The 23458-nt window shown below is 66.0% G+C and carries 24 protein-coding genes; 9 read left to right on the forward strand and 15 right to left on the reverse strand.

Annotated features, from left to right (window positions below; translation table 11 throughout):
• Positions 1–105: 105 nt before the first annotated feature.
• Genes G6N50_RS04900 through G6N50_RS04915 form a run of 5 tightly spaced genes read right to left on the reverse strand, consistent with a single transcriptional unit; the run spans position 106 to position 3124 of the window.
• Positions 106–819, reverse strand: a complete 714-nt coding sequence (locus G6N50_RS04900; RefSeq protein ID WP_083095258.1) for a pyrimidine reductase family protein — start codon at positions 817–819, stop codon at positions 106–108.
• A 3-nt stretch (positions 820–822) separates the two neighbouring features.
• The gene (locus G6N50_RS04905; protein ID WP_083095257.1) at positions 823–1320 is read right to left on the reverse strand and encodes a flavin reductase family protein; all 498 of its coding nucleotides are present in this window, start codon (positions 1318–1320) and stop codon (positions 823–825) included.
• A 17-nt stretch (positions 1321–1337) separates the two neighbouring features.
• The gene (locus G6N50_RS30010; protein ID WP_372509970.1) at positions 1338–1556 is read right to left on the reverse strand and encodes a hypothetical protein; all 219 of its coding nucleotides are present in this window, start codon (positions 1554–1556) and stop codon (positions 1338–1340) included.
• Positions 1553–1846, reverse strand: coding sequence for a DoxX family membrane protein (locus G6N50_RS30015; RefSeq protein ID WP_372509969.1), 294 nt, complete (start codon positions 1844–1846; stop codon positions 1553–1555). The genes G6N50_RS30010 and G6N50_RS30015 overlap by 4 nt, the downstream gene beginning before the upstream one ends.
• 15 nt (positions 1847–1861) lie before the next feature.
• On the reverse strand, positions 1862–3124 hold the full coding sequence (locus G6N50_RS04915; RefSeq protein ID WP_142275566.1) for an APC family permease: 1263 nt from the start codon (positions 3122–3124) through the stop codon (positions 1862–1864).
• Between the two features lie 105 nt (positions 3125–3229).
• On the opposite strand from G6N50_RS04915, the gene G6N50_RS04920 reads away from it, so the two are divergent.
• Together G6N50_RS04920 and G6N50_RS04925 are read left to right on the forward strand one after the other, a co-directional pair.
• Positions 3230–3967, forward strand: a complete 738-nt coding sequence (locus G6N50_RS04920; protein WP_083095255.1) for an arsenate reductase/protein-tyrosine-phosphatase family protein — start codon at positions 3230–3232, stop codon at positions 3965–3967.
• Between the two features lie 2 nt (positions 3968–3969).
• Positions 3970–5451, forward strand: coding sequence for a multicopper oxidase family protein (locus G6N50_RS04925; RefSeq protein ID WP_276053621.1), 1482 nt, complete (start codon positions 3970–3972; stop codon positions 5449–5451).
• A 17-nt stretch (positions 5452–5468) separates the two neighbouring features.
• Here G6N50_RS04925 and G6N50_RS04930 read toward each other — a convergent pair whose 3' ends face one another.
• The gene (locus G6N50_RS04930; RefSeq protein WP_083095253.1) at positions 5469–6593 is read right to left on the reverse strand and encodes an FAD-dependent oxidoreductase; all 1125 of its coding nucleotides are present in this window, start codon (positions 6591–6593) and stop codon (positions 5469–5471) included.
• Positions 6594–6664: 71 nt separating this feature from the next.
• Here G6N50_RS04930 and G6N50_RS04935 point away from each other — a divergent pair, with 71 nt between their 5' ends.
• Entirely contained in the window at positions 6665–7570 is a 906-nt protein-coding gene (locus G6N50_RS04935; protein WP_179970094.1) for a hypothetical protein, read from the forward strand.
• Here G6N50_RS04935 and G6N50_RS04940 read toward each other — a convergent pair.
• Positions 7567–8484 carry a TIGR03619 family F420-dependent LLM class oxidoreductase gene (locus G6N50_RS04940; RefSeq protein ID WP_083095252.1) on the reverse strand — a complete coding sequence of 306 codons (918 nt, stop codon included), beginning with the start codon at positions 8482–8484 and terminating at the stop codon, positions 7567–7569. The two genes, G6N50_RS04935 and G6N50_RS04940, sit on opposite strands and share 4 nt — an antisense overlap.
• 62 nt (positions 8485–8546) lie before the next feature.
• Between G6N50_RS04940 and G6N50_RS04945 the strand changes: the two genes are divergently transcribed.
• The gene (locus tag G6N50_RS04945; RefSeq protein WP_083095251.1) at positions 8547–9236 is read left to right on the forward strand and encodes a PadR family transcriptional regulator; all 690 of its coding nucleotides are present in this window, start codon (positions 8547–8549) and stop codon (positions 9234–9236) included.
• Positions 9237–9396: 160 nt separating this feature from the next.
• Complete coding sequence (locus G6N50_RS04950) at positions 9397–10788, forward strand: HNH endonuclease signature motif containing protein (protein WP_083095250.1); 1392 nt, start codon at positions 9397–9399, stop codon at positions 10786–10788.
• A 17-nt stretch (positions 10789–10805) separates the two neighbouring features.
• Here G6N50_RS04950 and G6N50_RS04955 read toward each other — a convergent pair whose 3' ends face one another.
• Positions 10806–12548 carry a 3-ketosteroid-delta-1-dehydrogenase gene (locus G6N50_RS04955; protein WP_083095249.1) on the reverse strand — a complete coding sequence of 581 codons (1743 nt, stop codon included), beginning with the start codon at positions 12546–12548 and terminating at the stop codon, positions 10806–10808.
• Positions 12549–12650: 102 nt separating this feature from the next.
• Here G6N50_RS04955 and G6N50_RS04960 point away from each other — a divergent pair, with 102 nt between their 5' ends.
• Together G6N50_RS04960 and G6N50_RS04965 are read left to right on the forward strand one after the other, a co-directional pair.
• Positions 12651–13775, forward strand: coding sequence for a Rieske 2Fe-2S domain-containing protein (locus G6N50_RS04960; protein WP_083095248.1), 1125 nt, complete (start codon positions 12651–12653; stop codon positions 13773–13775).
• A gap of 2 nt (positions 13776–13777) precedes the next feature.
• Entirely contained in the window at positions 13778–14077 is a 300-nt protein-coding gene (locus tag G6N50_RS04965; RefSeq protein ID WP_083095247.1) for a ferredoxin, read from the forward strand.
• 14 nt (positions 14078–14091) lie between these two features.
• Here the strand turns inward: G6N50_RS04965 and G6N50_RS04970 are convergent, their stop codons facing one another.
• From G6N50_RS04970 to G6N50_RS05000, 7 genes are all read right to left on the reverse strand, one after another.
• Positions 14092–14415 carry a DUF732 domain-containing protein gene (locus tag G6N50_RS04970; RefSeq protein WP_158086072.1) on the reverse strand — a complete coding sequence of 108 codons (324 nt, stop codon included), beginning with the start codon at positions 14413–14415 and terminating at the stop codon, positions 14092–14094.
• Positions 14416–14683: 268 nt separating this feature from the next.
• A complete protein-coding gene (locus G6N50_RS04975; RefSeq protein ID WP_083095245.1) occupies positions 14684–15289 on the reverse strand; it encodes a PaaI family thioesterase in 606 nt (201 codons plus the stop codon).
• Positions 15290–15327: 38 nt separating this feature from the next.
• A complete protein-coding gene (locus G6N50_RS04980) occupies positions 15328–16404 on the reverse strand; it encodes a hypothetical protein (protein WP_083095244.1) in 1077 nt (358 codons plus the stop codon).
• 163 nt (positions 16405–16567) lie between these two features.
• Positions 16568–17509, reverse strand: coding sequence for an alpha/beta hydrolase (locus G6N50_RS04985; protein WP_083095243.1), 942 nt, complete (start codon positions 17507–17509; stop codon positions 16568–16570).
• A complete protein-coding gene (locus tag G6N50_RS04990; protein WP_083095242.1) occupies positions 17506–18378 on the reverse strand; it encodes an SDR family NAD(P)-dependent oxidoreductase in 873 nt (290 codons plus the stop codon). The genes G6N50_RS04985 and G6N50_RS04990 overlap by 4 nt, the downstream gene beginning before the upstream one ends.
• Positions 18379–18381: 3 nt before the next feature.
• Entirely contained in the window at positions 18382–18861 is a 480-nt protein-coding gene (locus tag G6N50_RS04995) for a nuclear transport factor 2 family protein (protein ID WP_083095241.1), read from the reverse strand.
• 86 nt (positions 18862–18947) lie between these two features.
• Positions 18948–20543, reverse strand: coding sequence for an acyl-CoA synthetase (locus tag G6N50_RS05000; protein WP_083095240.1), 1596 nt, complete (start codon positions 20541–20543; stop codon positions 18948–18950).
• Positions 20544–20645: 102 nt separating this feature from the next.
• On the opposite strand from G6N50_RS05000, the gene G6N50_RS05005 reads away from it, so the two are divergent.
• Positions 20646–22574 carry a flavin-containing monooxygenase gene (locus G6N50_RS05005; protein WP_083095239.1) on the forward strand — a complete coding sequence of 643 codons (1929 nt, stop codon included), beginning with the start codon at positions 20646–20648 and terminating at the stop codon, positions 22572–22574.
• Positions 22571–23458, forward strand: coding sequence for an SDR family NAD(P)-dependent oxidoreductase (locus tag G6N50_RS05010; protein ID WP_083095238.1), 888 nt, complete (start codon positions 22571–22573; stop codon positions 23456–23458). Before G6N50_RS05005 ends, G6N50_RS05010 begins: the two co-directional genes overlap by 4 nt.

A 23458-nucleotide genomic window follows, 5' to 3' on the forward strand; every position in this document is an offset into this window, starting at 1 on the left:
GGGGCGATCGGATCGAATGTCAAACCGGGCATTTTCATCATAGGAAGACGCGCCGTCGGCTGCATGTCGAGCGCCGTCCGCGCACTACCGCGAGCCTGTGCGGGCTCAACGGCGGTACTTCAAATACAGATAGCCGTCGCACACCAACGCGTGATCGAGGTGCATGGCGACGGGGGCGGCCAGCGGGGCCGGGGGCCGGTAGCCCACCGGTTGACTGGCCGCGAGTTTGGGCGCGATCGTCACGCACAGCTCGGTGACGGCGTCGGCTTGCACCAGCTCGTCGAGCAGCGTCGGTCCGCCTTCGCACAGGATGCGCTGCATGCCGAGTTCGCGCAGCATCGCGACGGCGCGCGAGACGTCCACCGAGTCGTCCCCGGCGACCAGGATGTGTCGCCGGTCGTCGTTGCGGTCGTGTCGCGCCGCGGTTCGTGCGCAGGTCACCAGGATCGGCGGCTGCTCGGGTTTGCCGAACAGCCGGTCCGGTAGCTCACCGCTACGGCTCACCACGGCGATCGGCGGTGGTTCGGCTCGGCCTTCGTGGTGGCGTCTGGCCCCCGCCGCATCGCTGAGCACGACCGGGCCGTAGTTCTCGGCGCGCGCGGTGCCGGCGCCGACCAGCACGACGTCGGCAAGGCCGCGCAGGATTTTCAGGAGCCGTTGATCGGTGGGGCACGACAGCGGACCGGCGCGGCCGCCGAACGCGGCGGCACCGTCGGCGCTGAAGATCATGTTGGCGCGCACGCCATCCGGGGGATCGGCGTAGAAGGGTGCGAGTTCGATGATGCTGGGGACGGCGCTGATCCGGGGCGGTTCGTTCACGCGCTAGGCCTCGTGGCCGGGCTGCAGCTGGCGGACGTCGCCGAAGGACACCCAGGTTTCCAGTTCCTTCGGCGGACTGCCGCCCACGGGTGCGAGCAGGTGCCCGACGTGGTCACCCAGCGAGAAGCGTTCGAGGATCTCGCCGACGAACCATGCGGCGGCATCGTCGAGGATGGGCATCTGTTCGGGCCCGCGATGCCAGGAACAGCGGTCGAACTTGTTGACCGTGTCGCTGGTTTGGCTGCCGAAAAGCTCCACCACGTCGAGGTGTTCGTGGTCGAACACGTGCACGGCCAGGTGGGTGGCGTCGCGGGCGATCCGGAAGGTGTGGTTGCGCCGGGACAGCCCGACGAGGAATCGGGACGGATGGATGCTGGTCTGGCTGGCGAAACCCACCAGGCAGCCGGCCGGGGTGCCGTGGGCCTGCGTGGTGACGACGTACATCGGATAGTTGAGCAGCGACACCAGCTTGTCGAAGGCGTCGGTTCCCGGGTCGGACATCCGGTCAGTCTTCCCCGTCAGGGCTTGGTGGAATCGTGTTCCCGTGATTTTGGCGCACGCGCCGACTTGGTGAGCAGGGCATCGAGTGAGAGGGTGCCGCCCCCGACGATCACCAGGAACAGGCAGCCGCACAGCTGAGCCAGGTCCACCCGCGCTTCGTGAATGAAATTCCACCAGCCGTGCTCGCCACGGAAGAGCGGGGCGTCGCCCCAGAAGATGGGCAGCTTGGTGATCAACAGGCGCCGACCATGTCGACGATCATGGGCAACGTGGCAAGGCGGGTCAGCAGGCCCAGTAAAATCAAAGTGCCGCAGGCGATTTCAATTACCCCATCGAAAGAGCCGAAGAACCCTGCTGCGGGTATCCCCGCTTTCTCGAATCGCCCGGTGCCCAGCGAGGCCGGACGGAGAAATTTGAGGATGCCCTCGCACGCGAAAACCACTCCCACATAGAGACGAATCAGCGCCACCGCGGCCGGCGCTCGCGTAGCGAGCGTCGAAATCATCCGGGCGGCGAGTGTTCGCATGCGACTTTCCTTCGGCTATCCCTGCGATCGATCCTTCATGGCCCGCCGAATCAGGTAGGCGGCGACGCCGATGCCCAGCACCGCCGCACCGGACAGCACCGAGGGCAGCGGCATCGCGAATGCCAGCAGCACGCAGCCGAGCAGCCCGATCACCGGGATGGCCCGGTGCGGGCGCCCTTCGTCGGGGCCCAGGGTGAACGCGGAGGCGTTGGCGATGGCGTAGTAGATCAGCACGGCGAAGGAGGAAAACCCGATGGCGCCGCGAAGGTCGGTGGTGGCGGCCAGGATGGCGACGCAGACGCCGATCAGCAGCTCGGCACGGTGGGGCACCTGGAACCGTGGGTGCACGGCCGCCAGCGCGTGGGGGAGATGGCGGTCTCGCGCCATGGCCAGCGTGGTGCGCGAGACGCCGAGGATCAGGGCGAGCAGGGAGCCCACCGCCGCGACCACCGCGCCCACCTGGACGGCGGGGACCAGCCAGGCCGCTCCCGCCGCGCGGGCCGTGTCCACGAGCGGGGCGGCGCTGCGGGCGAGGCGGGCCGGCCCGAGCACCGAAAGGGCTGCCACGGCCACCAGTGCGTAGATGGCCAGGGTGATGGTGAGGGCCAACGGTATCGCCCGTGGAATGGTGCGGGACGGGTCACGCACCTCCTCGCCCAGCGTGGCGATGCGCGCATAGCCGGCGAAGGCGAAGAACAGCAGACCCGCGGCCTGGACGACACCGCCGATGGTCGCGCCGGTCGGGCGGAGCGAATCGGTGCCGGCCGCCGTGGAGGTGAATGCGGCGACGATCACCGCGGCCAGCACGGCCAGCACCGCGGCGACGATGATGCGGGTCAGCCAGGCCGACTTCCGCACGCCGGCGTAGTTCACCGCCGTGAGCGCGACCACCGCCGCGACGGCCACCGCGTGCGCCTGCGCCGGCCAGGCGTAGTAGCCGATGGTCAGGGCCATCGCCGCGCACGACGCGGTCTTGCCGACGACGAAGCCCCACCCGGCCAGGTATCCCCAGAAGTCGCCCAACCGCTTTCGGCCATAGACGTAGGTGCCGCCCGATGCGGGGTAGCGCGCCGCCAGTCGCGCGGAGGACGTGGCGTTGCAGTAGGCGACCACCGCCGCCAGCGCCAGGCCAAGCAGCAGTCCCGAGCCGGCGGCATGCGCGGCGGGTCCCAGCGCCGCGAAAATCCCCGCCCCGATCATCGAGCCGAGCCCGATCACCACCGCATCGAAAACCCCGAGACTGCGGCGCAATTCGTCGCCGCCGGCCGGGGTGTGGATCGGGGTGCTTTCGGACACTTTCGTCTCCTGGCATGTCGGATAGGCGTGGTGTCACCCTGCGCAGCGCCTAACCTATCAAACCCATTTGATGTATTCTGCGGAACTATGCCGGCAGCAGGTCGCGCGGCCGTCCCGCCGCTGATGCAGATAGCGTCGCATCCACTGCGGTGGGCGCTGCTGATGGAGCTGTCATCCGGGGACCACCGGGTGCGGGAACTGGCCGCCGCCGTCGGGGAGCCGCAGAACCTGGTCTCGTATCACCTGCGACTGTTACGTTCGGCCGGACTCGTCGACGCGCGGCGCAGCAACTTCGACGGCCGCGACACCTATTACCGGTTGGACCTGGCGAAGTGCGCCAAGGCATTCGGCGAGGCCGCCGCCGCGTTGCATCCGGCGCTGGCGCCCGCGCCGACCGCGCAGCCGGCTGCGCGGTCGGTGTTGTTCTTGTGCACCGGCAACAGCGCGCGCTCACCCATGGCCGCGGCGCTGCTGAAGCAACGGGGGCAGGGCCGCATTCGAACGGCGAGCGCGGGCAGCCATCCGAAAGCCGAGCTGCACGCCAGCGCTCTGCGGGTCATGCGCGACGAATACGGCATCGATCTCGGCGGCACCCGGCCCCAGCCGTTGGCCGCGGTTTCCCGGCACCGCTTCGACTGCGTGATCACGTTGTGCGACAAGGTGCGCGAGTACGCGCGCGACCACGATCTGGCTACCACAACGCATTGGAGCGTGCCCGACCCGTCGAACGCCGGTTTCCCCGAATTCCGGCGTGTAGCAAGCGAATTGAGCCACCGCGTCGACTTCTTCCTGCCCCTGCTGGCCACCCGCGCGGGCGGGCGGTGACCATGGCCCTCAACCGGCGTCAGTTCTGCACATGGGCCGCATTGACGGCGGTGACGGGAAGCGCCGCTGCCGGGGCGGGGGCCGCCTGTTCGCGCCCCTCGGCGTCCGGCCCACCCGGCGGCAAAGCCGATTACACGCTGCGAATCGGCTCGGGGAAGGTCGAATTGGCCCCGGACCGGATCGTGTCGACCCTGACCTACAACGGGCAATTTCCGGGCCCGCTGCTGCGGTTCACGGAGGGCCGGCGCACCTGGGTCGACGTCTTCAACGACACCGACGCCCCGGAACAGTTGCATTGGCACGGCCAGCATGTCGGTGTGGACGTCGACGGCGCCGCCGAGGAGGGGACCCCCTACATCCCCGCACACGGCATGCGCAGGATTTCCTTCGTCCCCGGCCCGGCGGGCTTCCGCTTCTATCACACCCACGTCGTCCCGCGCGCGGATCTGTCCCGTGGCCAGTACAGCGGTCTGGTGGGCCCGGTCTACATCGAGCCCGCCGAGAACGCGGGCGCTTACGACCAGGAAGTCTTCTTGACGCTCAAGGAATTTGAGCCCAAGTTCAGCCGTGGGGGCGACATGGCCGGCGATTTTCTGGCCGGTGAGCAGGAGCAAGATCTCAAGGAGAGAGGCGAGTCGTCCATGGCCGCCTCGCTGCGTCGTGGTGACTCGCCCGGCAACGAGGTCGGATACGGGGCCTTCGCGATCAACGGACGCATGCTGGGCCACGGCGATCCCCTTCGCGTGCGCACCGGTCAGCGAGTGCTGCTGCACGTGCTCAACGGCAGCGCCACCGAAACACGCAGTCTGGCCCTGCCCGGGCACACTTTCGACGTCGTCGCGCTGGACGGCAACCCGGTGCCCACGCGTGCCACCGTGCCTGTGTTGTGGCTCGGCGCCGGCGAACGGATCTCGGCTGTCGTGAACATGACCAATCCGGGTGTCTGGGTTTTGGGCGATCTGTCCGACGATGACCGCGGCCGCGGAATGGGGATGGTCGTCGAATACGCCGGGCGCACAGGCGATCCGCAATGGGCGCCGTCCCCACCGTTCGCCTGGGACTACCGGCCGTTCGGCGCCTCCGGGCCGGCGGGGGTGGCACCGCCCGATCACACCATCGACCTGTTGATCGAGAAACGCAACGCCGCCGACAACGGTTTCAACGTCTGGACGATCAACGGCGCGCCGTTCGCGATGGACACCAACAAGCCCGTGCTCGATATCGAGCGCGGCAAGCGCTACCGGCTGCGGTTCCGCAACGCCAGCGACGACCTGCACCCCATGCACCTGCACCGGCACACGTTCGAGATCACCCGGTTCGCCGGGACGCCCACCGCCGGCATCCGCAAGGACGTCGCCATGCTCGGCGGGTACCAAAGCATGGAGGTCGATTTCGTCGCCGACCAAGGCGGCCTTTCGCTGCTGCACTGCCATCAACAGATCCACATGGATTACGGGCTCATGCTGCTGCTTAACAGCCGCTGATCCGAAGAGGTCCCCCCTTACCCCAGCGGGTTGTTGTGGCGCACCCCCCGATACATGCCCCAACGCACGATCCACGGCATCACCACGCGTTCGACCGACCAGGACGGGAAGCGGAAGGCATGGCCGGTGGGCAGGAAGACTTCCAGCCCATTGGGCTGTATACCCACTAACGAACCCCACCGCCGCGTCGGCGCCTTGTACGCGCGCAACGGCCGGCCGGCGAAGTCGGCGAGGACGTTACGGGCCACCAGGGCGTCGCCCCGGTTACGGGCCGAGCTGCGCAACGGATCGGTCGCCGCGACGTCGCCGACCGCGAACACACCCAGGTGACCGGGCACCCGCAGCTCCGGAGTGACGCGCACAAATCCGCGCTCGTCGAGCAACTCCGGCGGCAGCCACTCGGTGTTGGGCCGCACCCGCCCGATCGCCCAGAGCACGGCGTCGGCGTCGGCTTGCGGTTGGCCGGTGCTCCATCGGACCGGTTCGCTGGTGAGTTCGTCGCCGGTGAAGTCCTCTGCGAGCACGGCGCGGTGTCCGGGGTGCAGGCCGACGCCCAGTTCGGACAGTCGAGCACGGATCCGCTGCCATATCCGCGGATGGTGCCCCTCGAGGGCGGACTCGCCGGGGAAGTACAGGTCAATTTGCTTGTCCGGCCAGGTGGTTGCCATGTTGAGCGCGCTGCTGACCGCCGCGGCGCCGCCGCCCACCACAATCACCGACCCGGCCGCGGCCAGCCGGTCATGCGCGGCGCGCAGCCCCGCTTCGATCTCGGCTGCGGACTGCAAGATCGGCTGGCGCCAGAAGCCGTTGCTGACGCCGGTCGAAATGACCAGCGCGTTGTATCCCTCGGTGATGGTCTTGCCGTCTTCGGTTCGGCCGAAGACGGTTTGGGCAGCCAGGTCCACTCCGGTCAGCGTGGCCTGCACCGTCCTGACGCCATCGAGGCGGCGGAACCGGTCGAACGGAATCCAGTAGTCGCGGGCCCAATCGTGCGGACGCGAGAGCCGGACACCGAGTTCCTGTCCGCTGACCAGCGCGGGTTTGGCCGAAATCCCGACGACGTCGGCATGCCGGGACAGCCGGATCGCCGCGAGGACGCCCGCGTCCCCGAGCCCGGCGACGACGACACGCTTTCGCTTCATGCCCGCTATCCTGCCCTGCGTACAGTGCGGACGAGCCGTTGACCGATACGAGAGCGAGGTGGCCACGTCAGATGATCGTCTCGCGCCGAAGCGGTCGCCCGGAGCGGCCGGGGGAGTCAGGGAGGTCGGGGCGCCCGCGGGTGAACGCCGCCCTGCGCACCTTTCTGACTGCCATGGTGCGCGCGTCGGCCCCGCGTCCCGCCGCGGCCCAGCGCGCCGCCAAGGACTTCGAGAAGGGCCTGATCCCGGCGGTCATCGCCGAGATCCGGTGGTCGTTCACCCGGCCGCGCACCTGGCTGATGGGTGTGGTGGCCAACGTGATCTTCGCCGCCGGCTGGTTGCTGGTGCAGCCGCTGACCCCGGTGGGCCACCACCACCCCGATTGGGTGATCCTGGTGGGCACCTATTTCTCCTCGTGGGTCCTCGTCGACGTCACCACCACCAACTTCCTGGGCGCCGACCATTACCGCATCCTTCGGGGGTTATCGGACGGGGTGCCGTTCTGGCGAATCCTCCTGATCAAGAACCTCGCCTTGCTCGCGATCGTCGGGCTGCCCACCCTGGGTGCCGCGGTCACGTTGACGCTTTGGCTGGAAACGCCTGCGCGGCTGGGCATTACGATCCCGACCGTCGCGGTGCCCATCGTGTCCTGGCTGGGCGTCGGCAACCTCATCTCGGTGTTGCACCCGGTCGGTGTCGAGCCGCTGCTGAGGCGCTGGCGCCAGCGCGGCGATCTGCGCCGCACCCGCAGTTGGGTGCTGGCCCTGACGTTGCCGTACGCGCTGTACTACGTGGCCGATCCGATGAACGGCGTGGAGCACCGCGTGTTGTGGCAGCAGGCGCCCGCCCTGATCTGGCCGGTGTTCGGGCGTGACACGAAAAGCTTCGTCCACCTCGTCATCGCCATGAGCGTGTGGATCGCCGGCAGCATCGCCGCGGTGTCGTGGGTGCGCAGGCGCGGATTGCAGATCCGCTAGGACACCTGCGGTTTGATTTCTTCGATCACCCACTGCGCGTAATCGAGATATTCGTCCACGCCGCCCACCGCGGGGACGGGAACCGCGGTCACGGTCACGCCCTGCTCGGCGAGCCAATTCAACCGGTTGACGATTTCCCCCTCGCTCATGCCCGGCCGGTCGCCGGCGTGGCGGGCGACGTGTCCTTCGCCGACCCGGTTGGTGCCCAGCCCGTGCATCACCTCGAATTCCCGGCCTTCGTACGACGGTTGGGACTTGATGTAATCGAGCTTCTCCGCGATCCGCTCGGGCGGTGTGAGAAACGGCCACCACCCGGACCCGAAGGTGGCCGCCCGGCGCAGGGCGGCGTCGGCATCCCCGCCGATCCAGATCGGAAGATGCGGCTTCTGAACGGGTTTCGGCTCGAAGGCGATGTCGGCGAACGACACGTACCGGCCCTCGAATCGGGGTGTGTCGCTGGTCCACAATTCCACGAGCGCGGCCAGGTACTCGTCGGCGATGCGGCCGCGTTCCCCGAACGGCACTCCCAGCAGCTCGAACTCGCGGGCCAGCCATCCCACTCCGAACGTCACCATCATCCGGCCGCCGCTCATCCAGTCCGCTGTGGCCAGCGCCTTGGCCAGCACGATTGGGTGCTGCAGCGGAAGGATGGTGACGCAGGAGTTGATGGCCACCCGATCGGTGGCGCCGGCGATGAACGCCTGCGCGGTCGTCGAGTGCAGATAGTGCGGCCCGGACAACTCGACCTGGTCGGTGGGGATGACGAGATGCTCGGGTACCGCGATCATGTCGTAGCCCCACCGGTCGGCGCATTGCATCATGCGTCGCTGTTCGGGTCCGGTGACGGCGGCTTCCCAGGGCTGCGTAATCGCCTTGAGGCGCAGCAGGTGCGGAACGGGAAAGGCGAATTTCACGGGCGTCCCAGCCAGCGGTCCATGCCCTCCAATGTAGGGGTCGGTGTTGTTAACCTGGCGACATGGACTCCGAAACGGACCCTGCCGGTCAAAAGCCGACCGGTGCGGCGCTCGCCGCCACCAGCTGGGCGCTGCTGGGGATGATGTCCTACGAAGAGGAAGTCTCGGGCTACGACCTCAAAAAGTGGATCGACTGGAGCGTCGACCTCTACTACTGGAGCCCGTCCTACAGCCAGATCTACACCGAGCTGAAGAAGCTGGAGTCGCTGGGGCTGGTGACGTCTCGCGTCGAACGCGACGAGGGCACCCGCAGCCGCCGGCTCTACAAGATCACCCCGGCCGGGATGGATGCCGTCACCGAGTGGACCAACCATGCGCCCGTGGACCCGCCGGTGCTCAAGCACAGTGTGCTGCTGCGGGTTACGTTCGGCCATCTGAGTAACCCGGCCCGGCTCAAGGAATTACTGCAGGAGCATGTGGCGTCTTCGGAAGCCAAGCACCGCAAGGCCGTCGAGGACGCCGAGGGGGCGGAGGCGGAACCCGCGTGGGCGTACTCGGTGCTCGCGCTGCGCTGGGCGGCCAAGTACTACGCCGCCGAGCGCGAGTTCGCCCTCGAGATGATCAAGGAGATCGACGAGGCCGACGCCATCTTGCAGAGCGCTGCGACGGGCGGTCTCGGGAAGCCGCGGCCTAGGCCTGGTTATTGGCGCGAAGTCGAGAAACAGGTTCAGGCAAAGCGGGAAGCTGACTAGTTCTGACGGGGGTGACGGGTTTCGCGTGCCGCCGGCCTGGGGATCCCTACCCGAGCGATTATGGATATCGAAAACGCATAGCGAAATCACTTGTGCCACCGTGGTTTCAACCGTCAATATGCGGGGTTTTTCTGTCGGTGGGCTCCGATAGTTTCGGGGTATGAGTTCGGGCGGCATCATCGATCGGGACGCGATCACTGCGGCCTTCGATGCGCTCGATGACGCGCTCGACGGCGTAGCGGACCTGAGTTTCGACGCGCTGACTCCCCGAGAATGCCTGGCGCTCTTGGAGCGCTGTGAGAAGGCGCGCCGACGGCTGCCGGTAGCCGAGCATCAGCTGATCAACCACGTTGCCCGGCAAGCCACCCCAGCGGAGCTCGGCGGCAAGCTGTCTCACGCGCTGGCCGAACGGACCTTGATCAGCCGCGCCGAGGCCGCGCGCCGCATCCGCGAAGCCACCGACCTGGGGCCACGGCAAGGGCTGACTGGGGAGCCGTTAGCGCCTGCGCTGGCGGGCACCGCCGCGGCGCAGCGGGCGGGACAGCTCGGGGCCGGCCACGTCGCCGTCATCCGCCGGTTCTGCCACCAGCTGCCCGGCTGGATCGACCAGCTCACCCGGGAGCGCGCCGAAGCTGATCTGGCCAAGCAGGGCACGCGATACCGTCCCGAGCAGTTGGCCGCGCTGGCCGACACGCTGGCCGATTGCCTCAACCCCGACGGGACGTACCGCGACGAGGACCGAACCCGCCGCCGCGGGCTGACGCTGGGCAACCAGGAATCCGACGGCATGTCGGCACTGCGCGGATGGCTCACCCCCGAACTGCGCGCCACCCTGGAAGCGGTGCTGGCCAAGCTGGCCGCACCAGGCATGTGCAACCCGTTCGATGAGACGCCGTGCGTGGACGGCGCGCCCACCCAGGACGCCATCGACCACGACCCACGATCGGCCGCCCAACGAAACCATGACGCGCTGGGCGCCGCGCTACGCGCCCTGCTGGCCTCCGGCGAACTGGGTCAGCACAACGGGCTGCCGGCCTCCATCGTCGTCACCACCACGCTCAACGAACTAGAGGCCGCGGCCGGCCGGGGGCTGACCGGCGGCGGCACCATCCTCCCGATGAGCGACGTGATCCGCCTGGCCCGCCACGCCCGTCACTACCTGGCGATCTTCGACAAGGGCAAGGCGCTGGCGCTCTATCACACCAAACGACTCGCCTCCCCCGGACAGCGAATTGTGTTGTACGCCAAGGATCGCGGGTGCTCAGCTCCGGGCTGCACCGTGCCCGGCTACTACTGCGAGGTCCATCACGTCACCGACTACGCCAAGTGCCACAGCACCGACGTCAACGATTTGACCTTCGCCTGCGGACCTCAACACCGCCTCCTGAATCCGGGAGGCTGGACCACCCGAAAGAACGCCAAGGGTGACACCGAATGGATCCCGCCCCCGCACTTGGACCGAGGCCAGCCGCGGATCAACACCTTCCATCACCCCGAGAAGCTGCTTCGCGATGGAGACGACGACGAAGACCACAGTCCGGGGGCGGCATGACACGTCGTAGATCGCCGCTAGTCCTGGTGGCGGCGACCCGCTTCGCCCGGCTGCGCCGCGCTCGCGATCGCCGCGTCCCTCGCCGCGATGTAGCCGTACACCAGCCCCTGCGCGATCGTCGCCCCCGCGCCCGGATACGTCGTCCCGAACGCATTGGCGGCGGTGTTGCCGATCGCGTACAGCCCGGCGATCGCCCGACCGTCTTCGCGCAGCACCCGCGCCCGCTCGTCGGTCTTCAGCCCACCGCAGGTGCCGAGATCGGACAGCACCATTTTCACCGCGTAGAACGGGCCGTTGACCAACGCGCGCAGGTTCGGGTTCGGCTTGACGGTCGGGTCCCCGTAGTAGCGGTCGTAGGCGCTGCGACCCCGGCCGAAGTCGGGATCCTCGCCGGCGGCGGCATGCTGGTTGAAACGAGTCACGGTCGCGAAGAACTCCGAAACCGGAACGCCGATCCGTGCGCCCAGGTCGCCGAGGTTGTCTGCGCGCGTCGCAATACCGGCGTCGTACCACGCCTGCGGGATGCGCATCCGCGGAAAGAGTTCGGCGCCAAAGACATAACTGTTGCGATACTGCTGATCGAAGATGATCCACATCGCCTCGACCGGGCTGCCGGAGCGTTCCAGCTCGAGCACCCGCTGCCCGAACGACATGTAATCCGCGGCTTCGTTGGCGAACCGGCGCCCGTTCTGGTCCACGATCAGGCAGCCCGGCAGCGAGCGCTCGGCCAGCATCACCGCGGGCGCCTTGCCGGGCAGCGGCGCGATGGCGGGGAACCACCATGCCTGATCCATCAGGTCGATGTCGGCGCCGATTTCCTGGGCCGCGCGTATCCCGTCGCCGGTATTGGCGGTAGCGCCCAGACTCAGGTTGGCGCCCAACGACTTCGACTGAAACTTCCAGCGCATGTCCATGCTGTGGTCGAAACCGCCGGTCGCCAGCACCACGCCGCGCCGCGCGGTGACCGTCACCTCGCGACCGCCGTGCTCGACGACCGCGCCGGTCACCCGTTCGCCATCGCCGGCGAGGCGCGCCAGCGCGGTGCCGGTCCACACCGGGATACCGGCGCGCAGCACCCCGGTCAACAGCCCGGCCATCAAGCCCTGACCGCCCGCGGCGTAGCGCCGGCCCACCATGCGGCCGCCCACGCCCTGCGCCAGGCGCTTGCCGTAGACGGGAATGCCCTTGCGCGGCATCCGGGCCACCAGATTCATCCAGCGGTAGTCGGCGCCCGTCGTCGGCATCGGGATGGTGACCTCCATCAAACCCGGCTGTAACCGGGTGCGGTACGCGCCGAGCAGCGAGGTGTCGAAGGGCCGACACTCGCAGGTGCGGCCGGCGACGCTGCCGCCCGGTTCCTCGGGGTGGTAGTCGGAATAATCACGGGCCCAAAACAACCGCAGCGGTGTCGTCCGGCGCAGCATGTCCACCGTCGCGGACACGTGCGCCACGAACCCCGTAGAGCGCTGCGCGGGGGCCGATCCCGCGACCACCGCATCCAGGTAGGTGCGGGCGCGCTCCGCGGTGTCGCCGGCATCGGCTTCGGTCAGCACCGGGCTGGCCGGCAGCCACAGCGCGCCACCGGAGCGGGCGGTGGAGCCCCCCACGTACGACGATTTCTCCACGATCAGCACCGACAGCCCCAATTCGTGGGCGGTCAGCGCGGCGGCCATGCCGGTACCGGAGCCGACGACAAGCAGGTCGACGGCGGTGTCGGCCACGGGAAGTCCGGCAGGAATCGTCGCGCTGTGCGTCGTCACGTCCAAAACGGTAGGCCGCGGCACCGCGACGCAGGAAGAGCCGTCCTGATGAGTGGAACAAGCCGCCCCGCGGACCGGTCTCGGGGGAGTTGAATCAGACGCATGACGTCGCACACCGAGGCCGACCAGATTCGGTTCATTGAAGCGCAGGCCGCGCCGACGCGGTTCGCCCGCGGCTGGCACTGTCTGGGGCTGATTAGGGATTTCGGTGACGGCAAACCTCACTCGATCAACGCCTTCGGGCAGAAGCTCGTCGTCTTCCGCGGCGGCGACGGCAACATCAACGTGCTCGATGGCTACTGTCGGCACATGGGCGGCGACCTGTCCCAGGGTGAGGTCAAGGGCAACGAGATCGCCTGCCCGTTCCACGACTGGCGCTGGGGCGGCGACGGTCGTTGCAAGCAGGTGCCCTACAGCCGGCGCGCCCCCAAACTGGCCCGCACCCAAGCGTGGACGACGCTGGAGCAGGACGGCATGTTGTTCGTGTGGAACGACTCGGAGCGCAAGCCGCCGCCACCGGAGGTGACGATCCCGCGCATCGAGGGCGCCACCAGCGACCAGTGGACTGACTGGCATTGGTACACCACCATCGTCAACAGCAACTGCCGCGAAATCATCGACAACGTGGTGGATATGGCGCACTTCTTCTACATCCACGGCTCACTACCCACCTACTTCAAGAACATCTTCGAGGGGCACGTGGCGACGCAGTACATGAACGGCGGAAGCCGGCCCGACATGGGCGGCAGCGTGGGTTCCGAAATGCTCGGAACCACATCGGTGGCGTCCTATTACGGCCCATCTTTCATGATCGACGACTTGACCTATCACTACGAGCACGGCGACGCCAACACCATCCTCATCAATTGTCACTATCCGATCGACTCGAATTCCTTTGTGCTGCAATACGGGATCATTGTCAAGAAATCCGACGCGCTGCCTGATGACCAGGCCATGCAGACCGCCATCACCCTGGGTGACTACGTCAAACTCGGATTCGAGCAGGACGTGGAGATCTGGCGACACAAGGCGCGCATCGACAACCCGCTGTTGGTCGAGGAGGACGGTCCGGTCTACCAGTTGCGGCGCTGGTATCAGCAGTTCTACGTTGATGCCGCCCACGTGCAACCGGACATGGTGGACCGCTTCGAATACGAGCTCGACACCACCCGGCCCTATGAGGCGTGGATGAAAGAGGTCGAGGCCAACATGGCGGCCCGGGCCTGACGATGCTGGAATCGTCGGTGCGCGAGGATAATCGACTCGACGAGATGCCCATGGTGCCGGTCGCGTGCCGGGACTGTGGTGCGCGCGTGCTGGCCCGCAAGAGCAGCTGGAATCAGACCAGTGTGCAGTGGAACGCCGAGGCGACGGCCCGGTGCGCCGAGCGTGCCGATGCGCAGAAGATCGTGACACCGGGGAGTCGGGGTGTGTTCCTGGTGTGCTCGGCGCTGAGCGCGTCGATCCTCAACGCGGTGCGTGATGGGGATCTACCTGTCGTCGACGAATCAGACGGCGCACCAAAGTGATTCACGAGATCCGGCTATCCCCTGGGGATCTCGTCCTTGTGCCGCGGGCAGTAGGAATAGATGCTCTGGGCAACGAAGAAGCCGGTGTGAAACTCGGGTAAACCGCTGCTGTTCAGCACTTCTTGCATCACCTCCATTGGCGTGTCGCCGGCGTCGAGCCTCGCGCAGACGTAGTGAGCGGCTTCGATCGCGTGTCCGGCCGAGGATTGGTCGATGATGCCCTGCTCCTCGAGGGCCGCCAAAAATTTCTGGTCGGTCGTGTCGGCATAGGCGAGCGGCATCGCCGCCAGCAGGGTGACCGATGCAGCCCCCAGAATGACGAGCAGGCGGGCAACCATGTCTGACGCGCTCCCTGATGTGGGTGGTCGTGCCGAAACCGAACCCAGGGGACGGGACCGACGCTTCGTTGTTATGCCCCGATTTTGCCGCATATCATGACGGCATTCCCGACTAGTGGTAGTTCACCCGGCGTGTTGACCCGCCGGTAACCCGTGCGGTTGGCCTCGTCAGCGGGTGGTGTCGCTCAGAGGTGGGCACAACGCCTATGGCAGCGAAGAGAGGTCATCGGTACCGGCACATCACCGTGCCGGCGGATCGCGACTTAACTCACGACTTTTGGCCAGGTCGTGGGTCGCCCAGCCCGAAGTGTTCCCGCGGCGTAATGAAGACGCCCTCGGCCTCCACCGTGACACCGTCAACGTTGCTGAGATGGCCGGTCGCATACGTCTTGCTGCCGTCGACCCGCTCCACCCGGGCCTCGGCTCGCAGTGCGCCCAACGGCGTGGGGCGCAGATAGCGCACTGTGATGGTGCCTGTGTAAGCCGGTTTACCCGGCTGATGTGCCGTCGCGCCCAGAACATGGTCCAGGATTAGAGCGCACATGCCACCGTGTACATGGCCGGGCGGTCCCTCGTAGCCGGCGCCCAGGTGCACATCGGTGTGCACGCCGCCCGCCTCGTTGTGCCGGATGACTAGGGGCGGGGCGATCGGGTTGCGCAGCCCGACGGCCACATTGCCCCAAACGATGTTTTCGCCTTCGGTATTGGTGCGCACACCAAACGACCCCGGCATGAGCCGCGTGCTCAATAAGTCGACGGTTTGGTCGACGAGAGCCAACGCCTTCGCGACAGCTCGTTCGTCGGCCTCGCTGCGAATGGTGACGTCGATGAGTCGCCGCACCGACTCCGTCAGTCGTTCGTGGGTATCAGTCATGTGCGCCAGCGCTCATCGGCGGTGTCGCATAGCAGCGGTCATGCGAGCTGGAAGGCGCTGATCGGCGCCTCTTCGGGGTAAACGGCGGGTCCGCCCAGATCGTAAGCAGCGTTGAGCGCACCGATGAAAGCCGCGTCGTGCAGCGGTTCACTGGGAATGTCGAGCCTGATCCCCCTGCTGTTGAGGTCGTCGACCATCATGTCGATGGCCCGCTCCACGGACAGGTCATCCGAACCCTCCATGTTCTTCTTCAGCTCGTCGAAATCGGCGAAGACCTCGGCCGACCAGTGCACCAGGAACCGCAGCTCGTCCGTGTGGTGGCGGGCGATCACATTGGCGCCGTTCTTCAATAGCCAGTGGTTGCGGTCGTCAGGATCGCCGGTGAAAACGGTGTCGAACGCCAATCCCGGCGGAATCTGTTGCTCTAGAGGCCCATTCGCCTCGCCGCGGTGCACCATCATCTCGTTCTGCACCACAACGCCGCGGTTCTTGATCGGCGGCAGGACTCGCTTGGGAGCCTGGAGTGGCCCGTCGGGCCAGTAGGTGAATCCACTACCGCCATCCAGCGAAAACCAGGTGATTACCTGCGCCATCTTGATCAGGTAATCCTTGAAAAGCCCGGACTTGCCCATGACACTGGTGAGCCAGGTCGGCGCATTTTCGTGCCGCACGCCGCGGAAGCTTGGCGAATCCAGGTGCCCCGGATCGCGATTGGCGCACGGCCCGTTGATGTTGAACAGCATCAGCTGTGGTTTGGCGTACTCGGCGTTCCAGTAGCTTTTGGCCATCTCCAGGAATCGCGCGTTGTAGAAGCAATCATGTAGTTGCGGGTAGAGCGCCGCGCCGTAGTTGGCCAGGTAGCCGCGGAACGTCGGGGTGAGGAAGAGGTCCAGCGACGGCGTGAACCCCTCGGGGAAGGCACCACTCATGGTGGCGATCAGTTCGTCGGCCGATGCGAAGTGTTGCGCGATGATCAGCTTCCACGGGCCTTCGGTGCGTACGACGTCGAGGAGCCGCTCCCGCTGATCGTCCGTGTAGACATCGCTGATTTCCCGGGGCGGTGCGGCGGGGCGCAGGACGTCGGACAACTCCATCCGCCGCTCGTCAGTCAGCATCGAGATCTCCTTCTGGACGACCCTCGGTCACGTTGGTGCAATCGATCCTGGCCGTGTTAGGACGGCAACGAGCAACTTATGTCCGGTGATTGGGAGGAAAATTCCACTTAACGGGCCTCGTCGCGGCTCGGGCACGGCTAGCGCAATGTTCCCGGACCGGTTCTCAAAATGGAAGTGGATTCGCGAATTTCGCCCTCAGCAGCGCGCCGATCTCGGCCAGCGCGAGGCCGCCACGCGCCACCGATTCTGAACGCATCAGAAAGCCGTGATACACGCCGGGATATCGAGTGACGGTGGTCTGCACACCGGCATCCCGCAACCGCTCCGCGTACCGTTCTCCCCAGTCGCGGATCGGATCGACCGCGGCGGTCGCCACGATGGCCTGCGGGAGGTGGGACAGGTTGGTGGCGTACGCCGGCACGAGATACGGATGATCGAGCGGGCCGGTTCCCGCATCAGCCAGTTCGTGCATGTACTGGATGTCGTCAAGGCTCAGCATGGGCGCCGATTCCAGCATCGCGACCGACGGCACCGTCATGTCTCGATCCACACCCGGGTACAACAACACCTGGCAGAACAACTCCGGGCCGCCTCGGTCACGGGCAGCCAGGGCGACGCCCGCGGCCAGCGTGCCACCCGCGCTGTCACCGATCACCCCTAGTCGGGTTGGATCCAGCTGCAATTCGGCTGCCTTCGCGGCGACCCACTCGGTAGCGGTGTACGCATCGTCGAATTGTGCTGGGGGCGGGGCTTCTGGTGCCAGGCGGTATTCGACGGCGACGACGGTTGCACCGGACGACTGTGCGAGATTGCGGGCCAGCGGCTCGAAGGAATGGTTGGACCCCAGCACCATGCCACCACCGTGGAAATAGACCAATACCGGCGCATCGACGTCGCGGGTCGGACGGTAGATGCGCAGCGGAAGCTCGCCGTCAGGGCCGGTTATGACGCGATCGGTCACTTCGGCCATGTCGGGCATCGGGGGCAGCGGCATTGACTCAAGGGAGTCGCGCACCGTTGCCAGACCCCGTTGCCGCATCGGAAGGACGGGGCCTAAGGACGCCACCCTCGCAGCGGCATCGGGGTCAAGAGCTGGCACGCTCATTGTTCTGCGGGATCGAAGCGGCGTTTGGTGCGTAGCATCGGTGGCCGTTGTGCCGCAAGCATGTTCGCTCGTTCGAGCATCGCATTCCCCACGAATTCGGGTTGTGTGAGGAGATAGAACCGCCCTTCGGCGGCCTGCTCGAACACCACTTCGGCGGCGGTGAGCGGATGCATGGCATCAGCCTTGACGTCGAGCATCGCCGATCGCTGAGACTCTGCCGCTGCGCGGTCGCTCGCGTCGTCGGCGTCGACGCCGCCCGCCGACTCGAAAATGTTGGACACCACTGCGCCAGGCAGCACAGCCTGCACGTGAATGTGATGGTGGTGCCCGGCTGACTGAACGTCAAGATGCAGACATTCGGTCAACGCCAGTACGGCGTGCTTACTCACGATGTAGGGCGCTTGCAACGGAATCGACACCACCCCACCGACCGACGACAGATTCCACACCCACACCTGCTCGTGGGTGGCCATCATTCTGGGCAGAAAGGCCCGCACACCGTGGAAGACGCCGCTGATGTTTATGTCAATCACGCGCTGCCAGTTGACGACGGGTGTATCCCACAGATAGCCGAACTGTTCGACCCCGGCGTTGTTCACCAGTAGCCGCACGGCACCGACGTCGCGGTAGGTCATTTCTGCCAGCGCCTGCATAGCGTCGTATTCGCGAACATCGCACACCACGTCCAGTGCGGAGCCCCCCGCAGCGCACAGCTCGTCGCGCAGTGCGGCGATGGCGTCGGCGTCGATGTCGGCCAGCACCACCGTCATCCCCAACCGGCTGGCGTGTCGAGCCAGTCCGGCGCCGATGCCTGCGCCGGCGCCGGTAATGACCGCGACGCCGCCGCAGAAGATTTCGTAAGCGCTCACCGGTTACGACACGGTGGCGCTGTCGGCGGAGAGCTCCGACAGCAAGACCGAGTTGGTGGTGTCGAGAACAATATCCATCTCGGTGAACTCCAGCCCGTCGGCGCCACGGCGCACGCCGACAGTTGCTACGCCGCTGGACACCGCGAACGGTACGAAGTTTGCGGTCTGATTGACGAAGATATAGAACCGCGCGTGGGTGATGTCATCATCGGTACCCGTGCGGTACACGTTGGTGGCGTGGTGGCGCAGCGGGTACGGACTTTGTTTGCGGTGTTCCGACATCCATTCCATGACGGCGGCGCGGCCATGCAATTCGGGCGACATCAGTTCCTCGAATGGACTTGTGCCCGAATCGCTTCGGTTCACATAGCGCACGTTCTCGGCGTAGCGTGCTGCCAGCTCGTCGTAGTGCGCCTCGTCGTAGTGGTACCAAAACCCGGCGATAAACTCCTGCAGGTCGGACAGCGTGATGTCGTTGCTCATGGCATCAGTCAACCCCCGGTGTGGCCATGCAAACACCGGGATGCCCGGTCAGTGGAACACGGCCACTGATTTGCGCGGTGCCTGCTTCAGCGACCGGCAGGTTCGAGACCGAACCGATCCCGAAGCTCTCGCTTGAGCAGCTTGCCGCTGGGATTTTTCGGCAGTGCATCGACGAAGAAAACGCGCTTAGGTGTCTTGAAGCCGGATAGATGCTTGCGGCAATGGTTCAGAATGTCATTTTCGGTGAGCCCGATGCCATCGCGCGGCACCACCGCCGCCACCACGGCTTCCATCCAAAGAGGGTGCGGCACACCGAAGACCGCGACTTCCTTGACACCGCTATGCCGGTAGACGATCTCTTCGACCTCGCGGCTGGCCACGTTTTCTCCGCCGGTTTTGATCATGTCCTTCTTGCGGTCCACCACGTGCAGCATGCCGTGCTCGTCGTAGTAGCCGAGGTCGCCCGAGTGGAACCAGCCGCCGCGGAAGGCCTCGGCAGTGCGTTCGGGATCGTCGAGATAGCCCAACATCAAGTGCGGGCTGCGGTGCGCGATCTCGCCCACGGCACCAGTGCCCAGGGGGATGTCGTTGTCATCGAGGATCGCCGTCTCCACGTTGACAACTGGCCGCCCGGCCGCGCCGGCGTGGGCATCCTGCTCATCGGGGCCCAGTGCGGAGGCCAATGGCGCCATCTCGGTCTGGCCGTAGAAGTTCCACAACCTCAGACGCGGCAGCCGCTGGCGGATCTCTTGCAGTATCTCGATCGGCATCGCCGAGGCGCCGTAGTACCCCTTGCACAAACTGGTCAGATCTACCTCCTGGAAGGTCGGGCAGCGCAGCAGGCTGATCCACACCGTCGGTGGTGCAAAGTAATTCGTTACCCGATAGCGCTCGATGGTGCGCAGTACCGCGTCCGGTTCGGGACGTGGCAGGATGATGCTGGTGGCGCCCAGATAGATGTCGGTGGCCAGGAAATTGTCCAACTGTGCGCAGTGATAAAGCGGTAGCGAATGGATCTCGACGTCGTCTCCCGACATCGAGCCGGCCTCGATCGTGCTCGCATACTGCCACATCAGGCTGCGGCTGGAGTGCATCACGGCCTTAGGGCGCGACTCAGTCCCGCTGGTATACATCAGCCGCACGAGTTGGTCGTCGCCGATGTTGAGGTCCGGCGCGGTGGTGTTCGTCGTCAACCACCCTGCGAAGTCATCCCAACCCGGGGGAACGGTGCACCCCGCCCGCATCAGCGCCACCCTGGTGGTGACCACACCGCCGAGCTGCATCGCACGCTCGGCGGTCGCCGTCAAATCGCCCTCGACTACGAATCCACTGACTCGGCTGTGACCGAGGATGTAGGAGATTTCCTCAGCGGTGAGCATGAAATTGATCGGCACCAAAACCACACCGGCGCGCGCCGTGGCGAACACCAGGACCGCATACTGCCAACAGTTGTGCGACAGCAGGGCGATGCGGTCGCCGGGTGCAAAGCCGTTGTCGTGCAACGCGGCTGCGGCCCTGTCCACCACAGCGTCGAACTCAGCGAACGTGAGAAGGACGGCTCCGTCGATGATCGCGGGCTTGCCCGGATGCTTTCGGGCCGACCGGCGCGGAATATCGCTGAGCGTGTGACTGCGTGCCTTTGCGATCACAGCGTCGAGTTCGGAGGGATCCACGCGTTGCATACGTCGGAGGGTAGGCCGCGATAGTCGAGACGGGACTTCTCACCTCCCGCTGAGTAGACAAGGCAGTGCCCGAGCCGCCTACACGCTCCGATACTCGGTGCCATGACCTCCGCCACTGAATCGACGTCGCCTCCCATCTCGGCCGCGCTCGATCTCGAGGAACTGCGGGCGCACCTCGGTCAGGCCGACCCCGGCGTGCTGGTCGCAGTCCTGGCTCAGCTGACCGGCGACTCGTCTGTGATCGACAAGTTCGGGCCTAAGATCTCCCACGTCCCCGATCCCCCCGAGCGGGCCGGCGTCACCGATGACGACACCGCGGAGGAATTGGTGAGCGCCCTGGTTGCGGCCCTGGTCGAGAACCGGCAGGCGAGTGCCCCGCCCGTCGATGATCCCGAGCTGTTCAGGCGCTTGCTTCCGCTGGCGCTGGGCTCGGAGGTGGACGACGAGTTCGTTCCGCTGCTGCTCGAGCAGGGCGGCTTTCAACTCTCACGGCCCACGCTGCCGCGAACGGTGCCGATCCCTGAAACGACGAATGTGACCATCATCGGTGCGGGCATCGCCGGCATCATCGCCGCGCTCGCGGCCGCCGAAGCGGGGGTTGGCTACGAAGTCATCGATCGCAACGACGAAGTCGGTGGGACGTGGTTGACCACGACCTACCCCGGCATCGGGGTCGACACGCCCTCGGCGTACTACTCGCTGTCGCGTGAGGTGAATCCGGAGTGGACGAGCTACTACCCGCAGGGTGCTGAGTACCAGGCCTACCTGGTTGCGTTGGCCGACAAGTACGGACTGCGTGAGCACATACGATTCGGCACCGAGGTGACGGCGCTGTGGTGGGATGAGGACCGTGATTGCTGGCAGGTCCACTCGGTTGACCGCGACGGTAAGCATGACGTCACTCATTCGCGGGTGGTGGTTACCGCCGCAGGCTACCTCAACCGGCCGCGTTGGCCCGAGTTATCGGGCCGAGAGGCATTCGCAGGCAACAGTATTCACTCCGCACGATGGGATACATCTCTAGATCTCGCGGGAAAGCGAGTGGCGATCATCGGTGCTGGTTGCACAGCGGTGCAAATCGTTGACGCCTGTGTGGACGAAGTCGAGCACCTCACAGTGTTTCAGCGCCAGCCACACTGGGTGGCGCCGCGTAAGCGGCTGACCGACGACGTTCCCGAGTACCGACGTTACCTCGGCCGTCACGTCCCGTATTACGCCAAGTGGAACAGGCTGAAGTCCTACTGGGGCACGGCGGACAACAACTATCCCGTCATCCTGCGTGACGCGGAGTGGGCGGAAACGCATCTCTCGATCTCGCCCGCGAACGACGTGCTCTTGCGTATGTGTATGGACTACATCGACACAACCTTTGGTTCGGGAACTGAATTGGCGAAGAAGGTGACGCCGGATTTTGCGCCCTACGGCAAACGGATCATCCGTGATCCAGGTGGCTACTACAAGGCTCTGACCCGTGAGCACGTCGATGTGGAAGCCAGTGAGCCGGCCGAGGTCAACGCCAAAGGTGTTGTCACGCAGGACGGTCGGCAGATCGATCTCGACGTGATCATTTATGCCACCGGCTACCACCTTGATTTCTTGTCGACCATCGATATTCGCGGCCGCGGCGGACGCAAGCTCACCGACGAGTGGGGTGACAGCCCCCGCGCCTACCGCGGCGGCACCGTGCCGGGCTTTCCCAACCTGTTCATCACCTCAGCCCCGAACTACAGTCCCGGTCATGGCGCCGGCGCCAATTTCTCGATGGAAGTGCTGTCGCACTACATCATTGAATGCCTGCAACTGATGGCACTGCGCGGTGCGACGACGATTGAGGTCACGCAGCAGGCTTACGACTACTATGTGGCCGCCATCGACGAGGCCATGGCCAACACAGTGTGGTGTCACACCCCGAACGCGCACACTTACTACCGCTCCGGTTCGGGGCGGGTCGTAGTGGCCACTCCGTACCGGCTGGTGGACCTCTGGCATGAACACCGAGCGCCGATCGAAGAGCACTTCGAGTTGCGATGACGCGATTACTTTCCGGTAGAACGGCTTTAGTCACCGGCAGCAGCCGGGGGATTGGCCGGGCGATCGCGCAGCGATTGGCTGCCGAGGGCGCCACGGTGGCGGTGACGGCGCGAAGCCACACACCCTCGCGGTCCACCCGGGCGGGGCTAGATGCGGTGCTGCCGGGAACGATTGACGAGACGATTGCCCTGATCGAGAACACGGGGGGATCGGCGTTCGGGCTGGCCGTCGACCTCGAAGACAACGGTGCCCGTGACGGTCTGATCGACCAGGTGCTCGACCGCACCGGCCGTATCGACATCCTGGTCAACAATGCGGGCTTCGCCGACTACTCGGTGATCGAGGAGATGAGTCTGGAGACGTTCGACCGTACGGTGGAGCACTACCTGCGCACGCCTTTTGTCCTGACGAAAGCCGCAGTGCCCCATATGCGCAAGCAGGGTGCGGGCTGGATCGTGAACATCGGGTCGGTGACCGGGGTGGCGCCGGTGAGGCCGTACCGGGACTACAACAAGACTTCGGGCGACGTGATCTACGGGTCCGTGAAGGCCGCGCTGCACCGCTTCACCCAGGGTGTCGCGGCGGAACTGCTCGACGCCAACATCGCGGTCAACTGCGTGGGTCCATCGACGGCGGTTCGGACACCCGGGGCAGCCCAGTTGATTCCCGACTCGTTTCCGACCGAATCGGTGGAATACCTGGCCGAAACAGTGTTGGCAATGTGTCACCTTCCCGCGGCCGAGCGCACCGGCTTGGTTGCATTCAGTCTGCACTATCCGTGGTCACAGCAGTTGCAAGTCCACACACTGGACGGCGAAGGCGAGCTACCCGCGCTGGAGCCACCGACGACGGCCAACCCGAACATCCTGCCGGCGGGAATCTAG

The organism is Mycobacterium mantenii, from assembly GCF_010731775.1.
In the GTDB taxonomy this organism is placed as follows: Bacteria; Actinomycetota; Actinomycetes; order Mycobacteriales; family Mycobacteriaceae; genus Mycobacterium; species Mycobacterium mantenii.

What these genes read in the sequence shown, in the direction of transcription:
- G6N50_RS04970 (WP_158086072.1), bottom strand. Translation starts at nt 14,415, where the DNA reads ATGGTTGCCCGCCTGCTCGTCATTCTGGGGGCTGCATCGGTCACCCTG.
- G6N50_RS04925 (WP_276053621.1), top strand. Translation starts at nt 3,970, where the DNA reads ATGGCCCTCAACCGGCGTCAGTTCTGCACATGGGCCGCATTGACGGCG.
- G6N50_RS04950 (WP_083095250.1), top strand. Translation starts at nt 9,397, where the DNA reads ATGAGTTCGGGCGGCATCATCGATCGGGACGCGATCACTGCGGCCTTC.
- G6N50_RS05010 (WP_083095238.1), top strand. Translation starts at nt 22,571, where the DNA reads ATGACGCGATTACTTTCCGGTAGAACGGCTTTAGTCACCGGCAGCAGC.
- G6N50_RS05000 (WP_083095240.1), bottom strand. Translation starts at nt 20,543, where the DNA reads ATGCAACGCGTGGATCCCTCCGAACTCGACGCTGTGATCGCAAAGGCA.
- G6N50_RS04945 (WP_083095251.1), top strand. Translation starts at nt 8,547, where the DNA reads ATGGACTCCGAAACGGACCCTGCCGGTCAAAAGCCGACCGGTGCGGCG.
- G6N50_RS04985 (WP_083095243.1), bottom strand. Translation starts at nt 17,509, where the DNA reads ATGAGCGTGCCAGCTCTTGACCCCGATGCCGCTGCGAGGGTGGCGTCC.
- G6N50_RS04930 (WP_083095253.1), bottom strand. Translation starts at nt 6,593, where the DNA reads ATGAAGCGAAAGCGTGTCGTCGTCGCCGGGCTCGGGGACGCGGGCGTC.
- G6N50_RS04905 (WP_083095257.1), bottom strand. Translation starts at nt 1,320, where the DNA reads ATGTCCGACCCGGGAACCGACGCCTTCGACAAGCTGGTGTCGCTGCTC.
- G6N50_RS30015 (WP_372509969.1), bottom strand. Translation starts at nt 1,846, where the DNA reads ATGCGAACACTCGCCGCCCGGATGATTTCGACGCTCGCTACGCGAGCG.
- G6N50_RS04980 (WP_083095244.1), bottom strand. Translation starts at nt 16,404, where the DNA reads ATGCTGACTGACGAGCGGCGGATGGAGTTGTCCGACGTCCTGCGCCCC.
- G6N50_RS04975 (WP_083095245.1), bottom strand. Translation starts at nt 15,289, where the DNA reads ATGACTGATACCCACGAACGACTGACGGAGTCGGTGCGGCGACTCATC.
- G6N50_RS05005 (WP_083095239.1), top strand. Translation starts at nt 20,646, where the DNA reads ATGACCTCCGCCACTGAATCGACGTCGCCTCCCATCTCGGCCGCGCTC.
- G6N50_RS04920 (WP_083095255.1), top strand. Translation starts at nt 3,230, where the DNA reads ATGCCGGCAGCAGGTCGCGCGGCCGTCCCGCCGCTGATGCAGATAGCG.
- G6N50_RS04965 (WP_083095247.1), top strand. Translation starts at nt 13,778, where the DNA reads ATGCTGGAATCGTCGGTGCGCGAGGATAATCGACTCGACGAGATGCCC.
- G6N50_RS04935 (WP_179970094.1), top strand. Translation starts at nt 6,665, where the DNA reads ATGATCGTCTCGCGCCGAAGCGGTCGCCCGGAGCGGCCGGGGGAGTCA.
- G6N50_RS04960 (WP_083095248.1), top strand. Translation starts at nt 12,651, where the DNA reads ATGACGTCGCACACCGAGGCCGACCAGATTCGGTTCATTGAAGCGCAG.
- G6N50_RS04995 (WP_083095241.1), bottom strand. Translation starts at nt 18,861, where the DNA reads ATGAGCAACGACATCACGCTGTCCGACCTGCAGGAGTTTATCGCCGGG.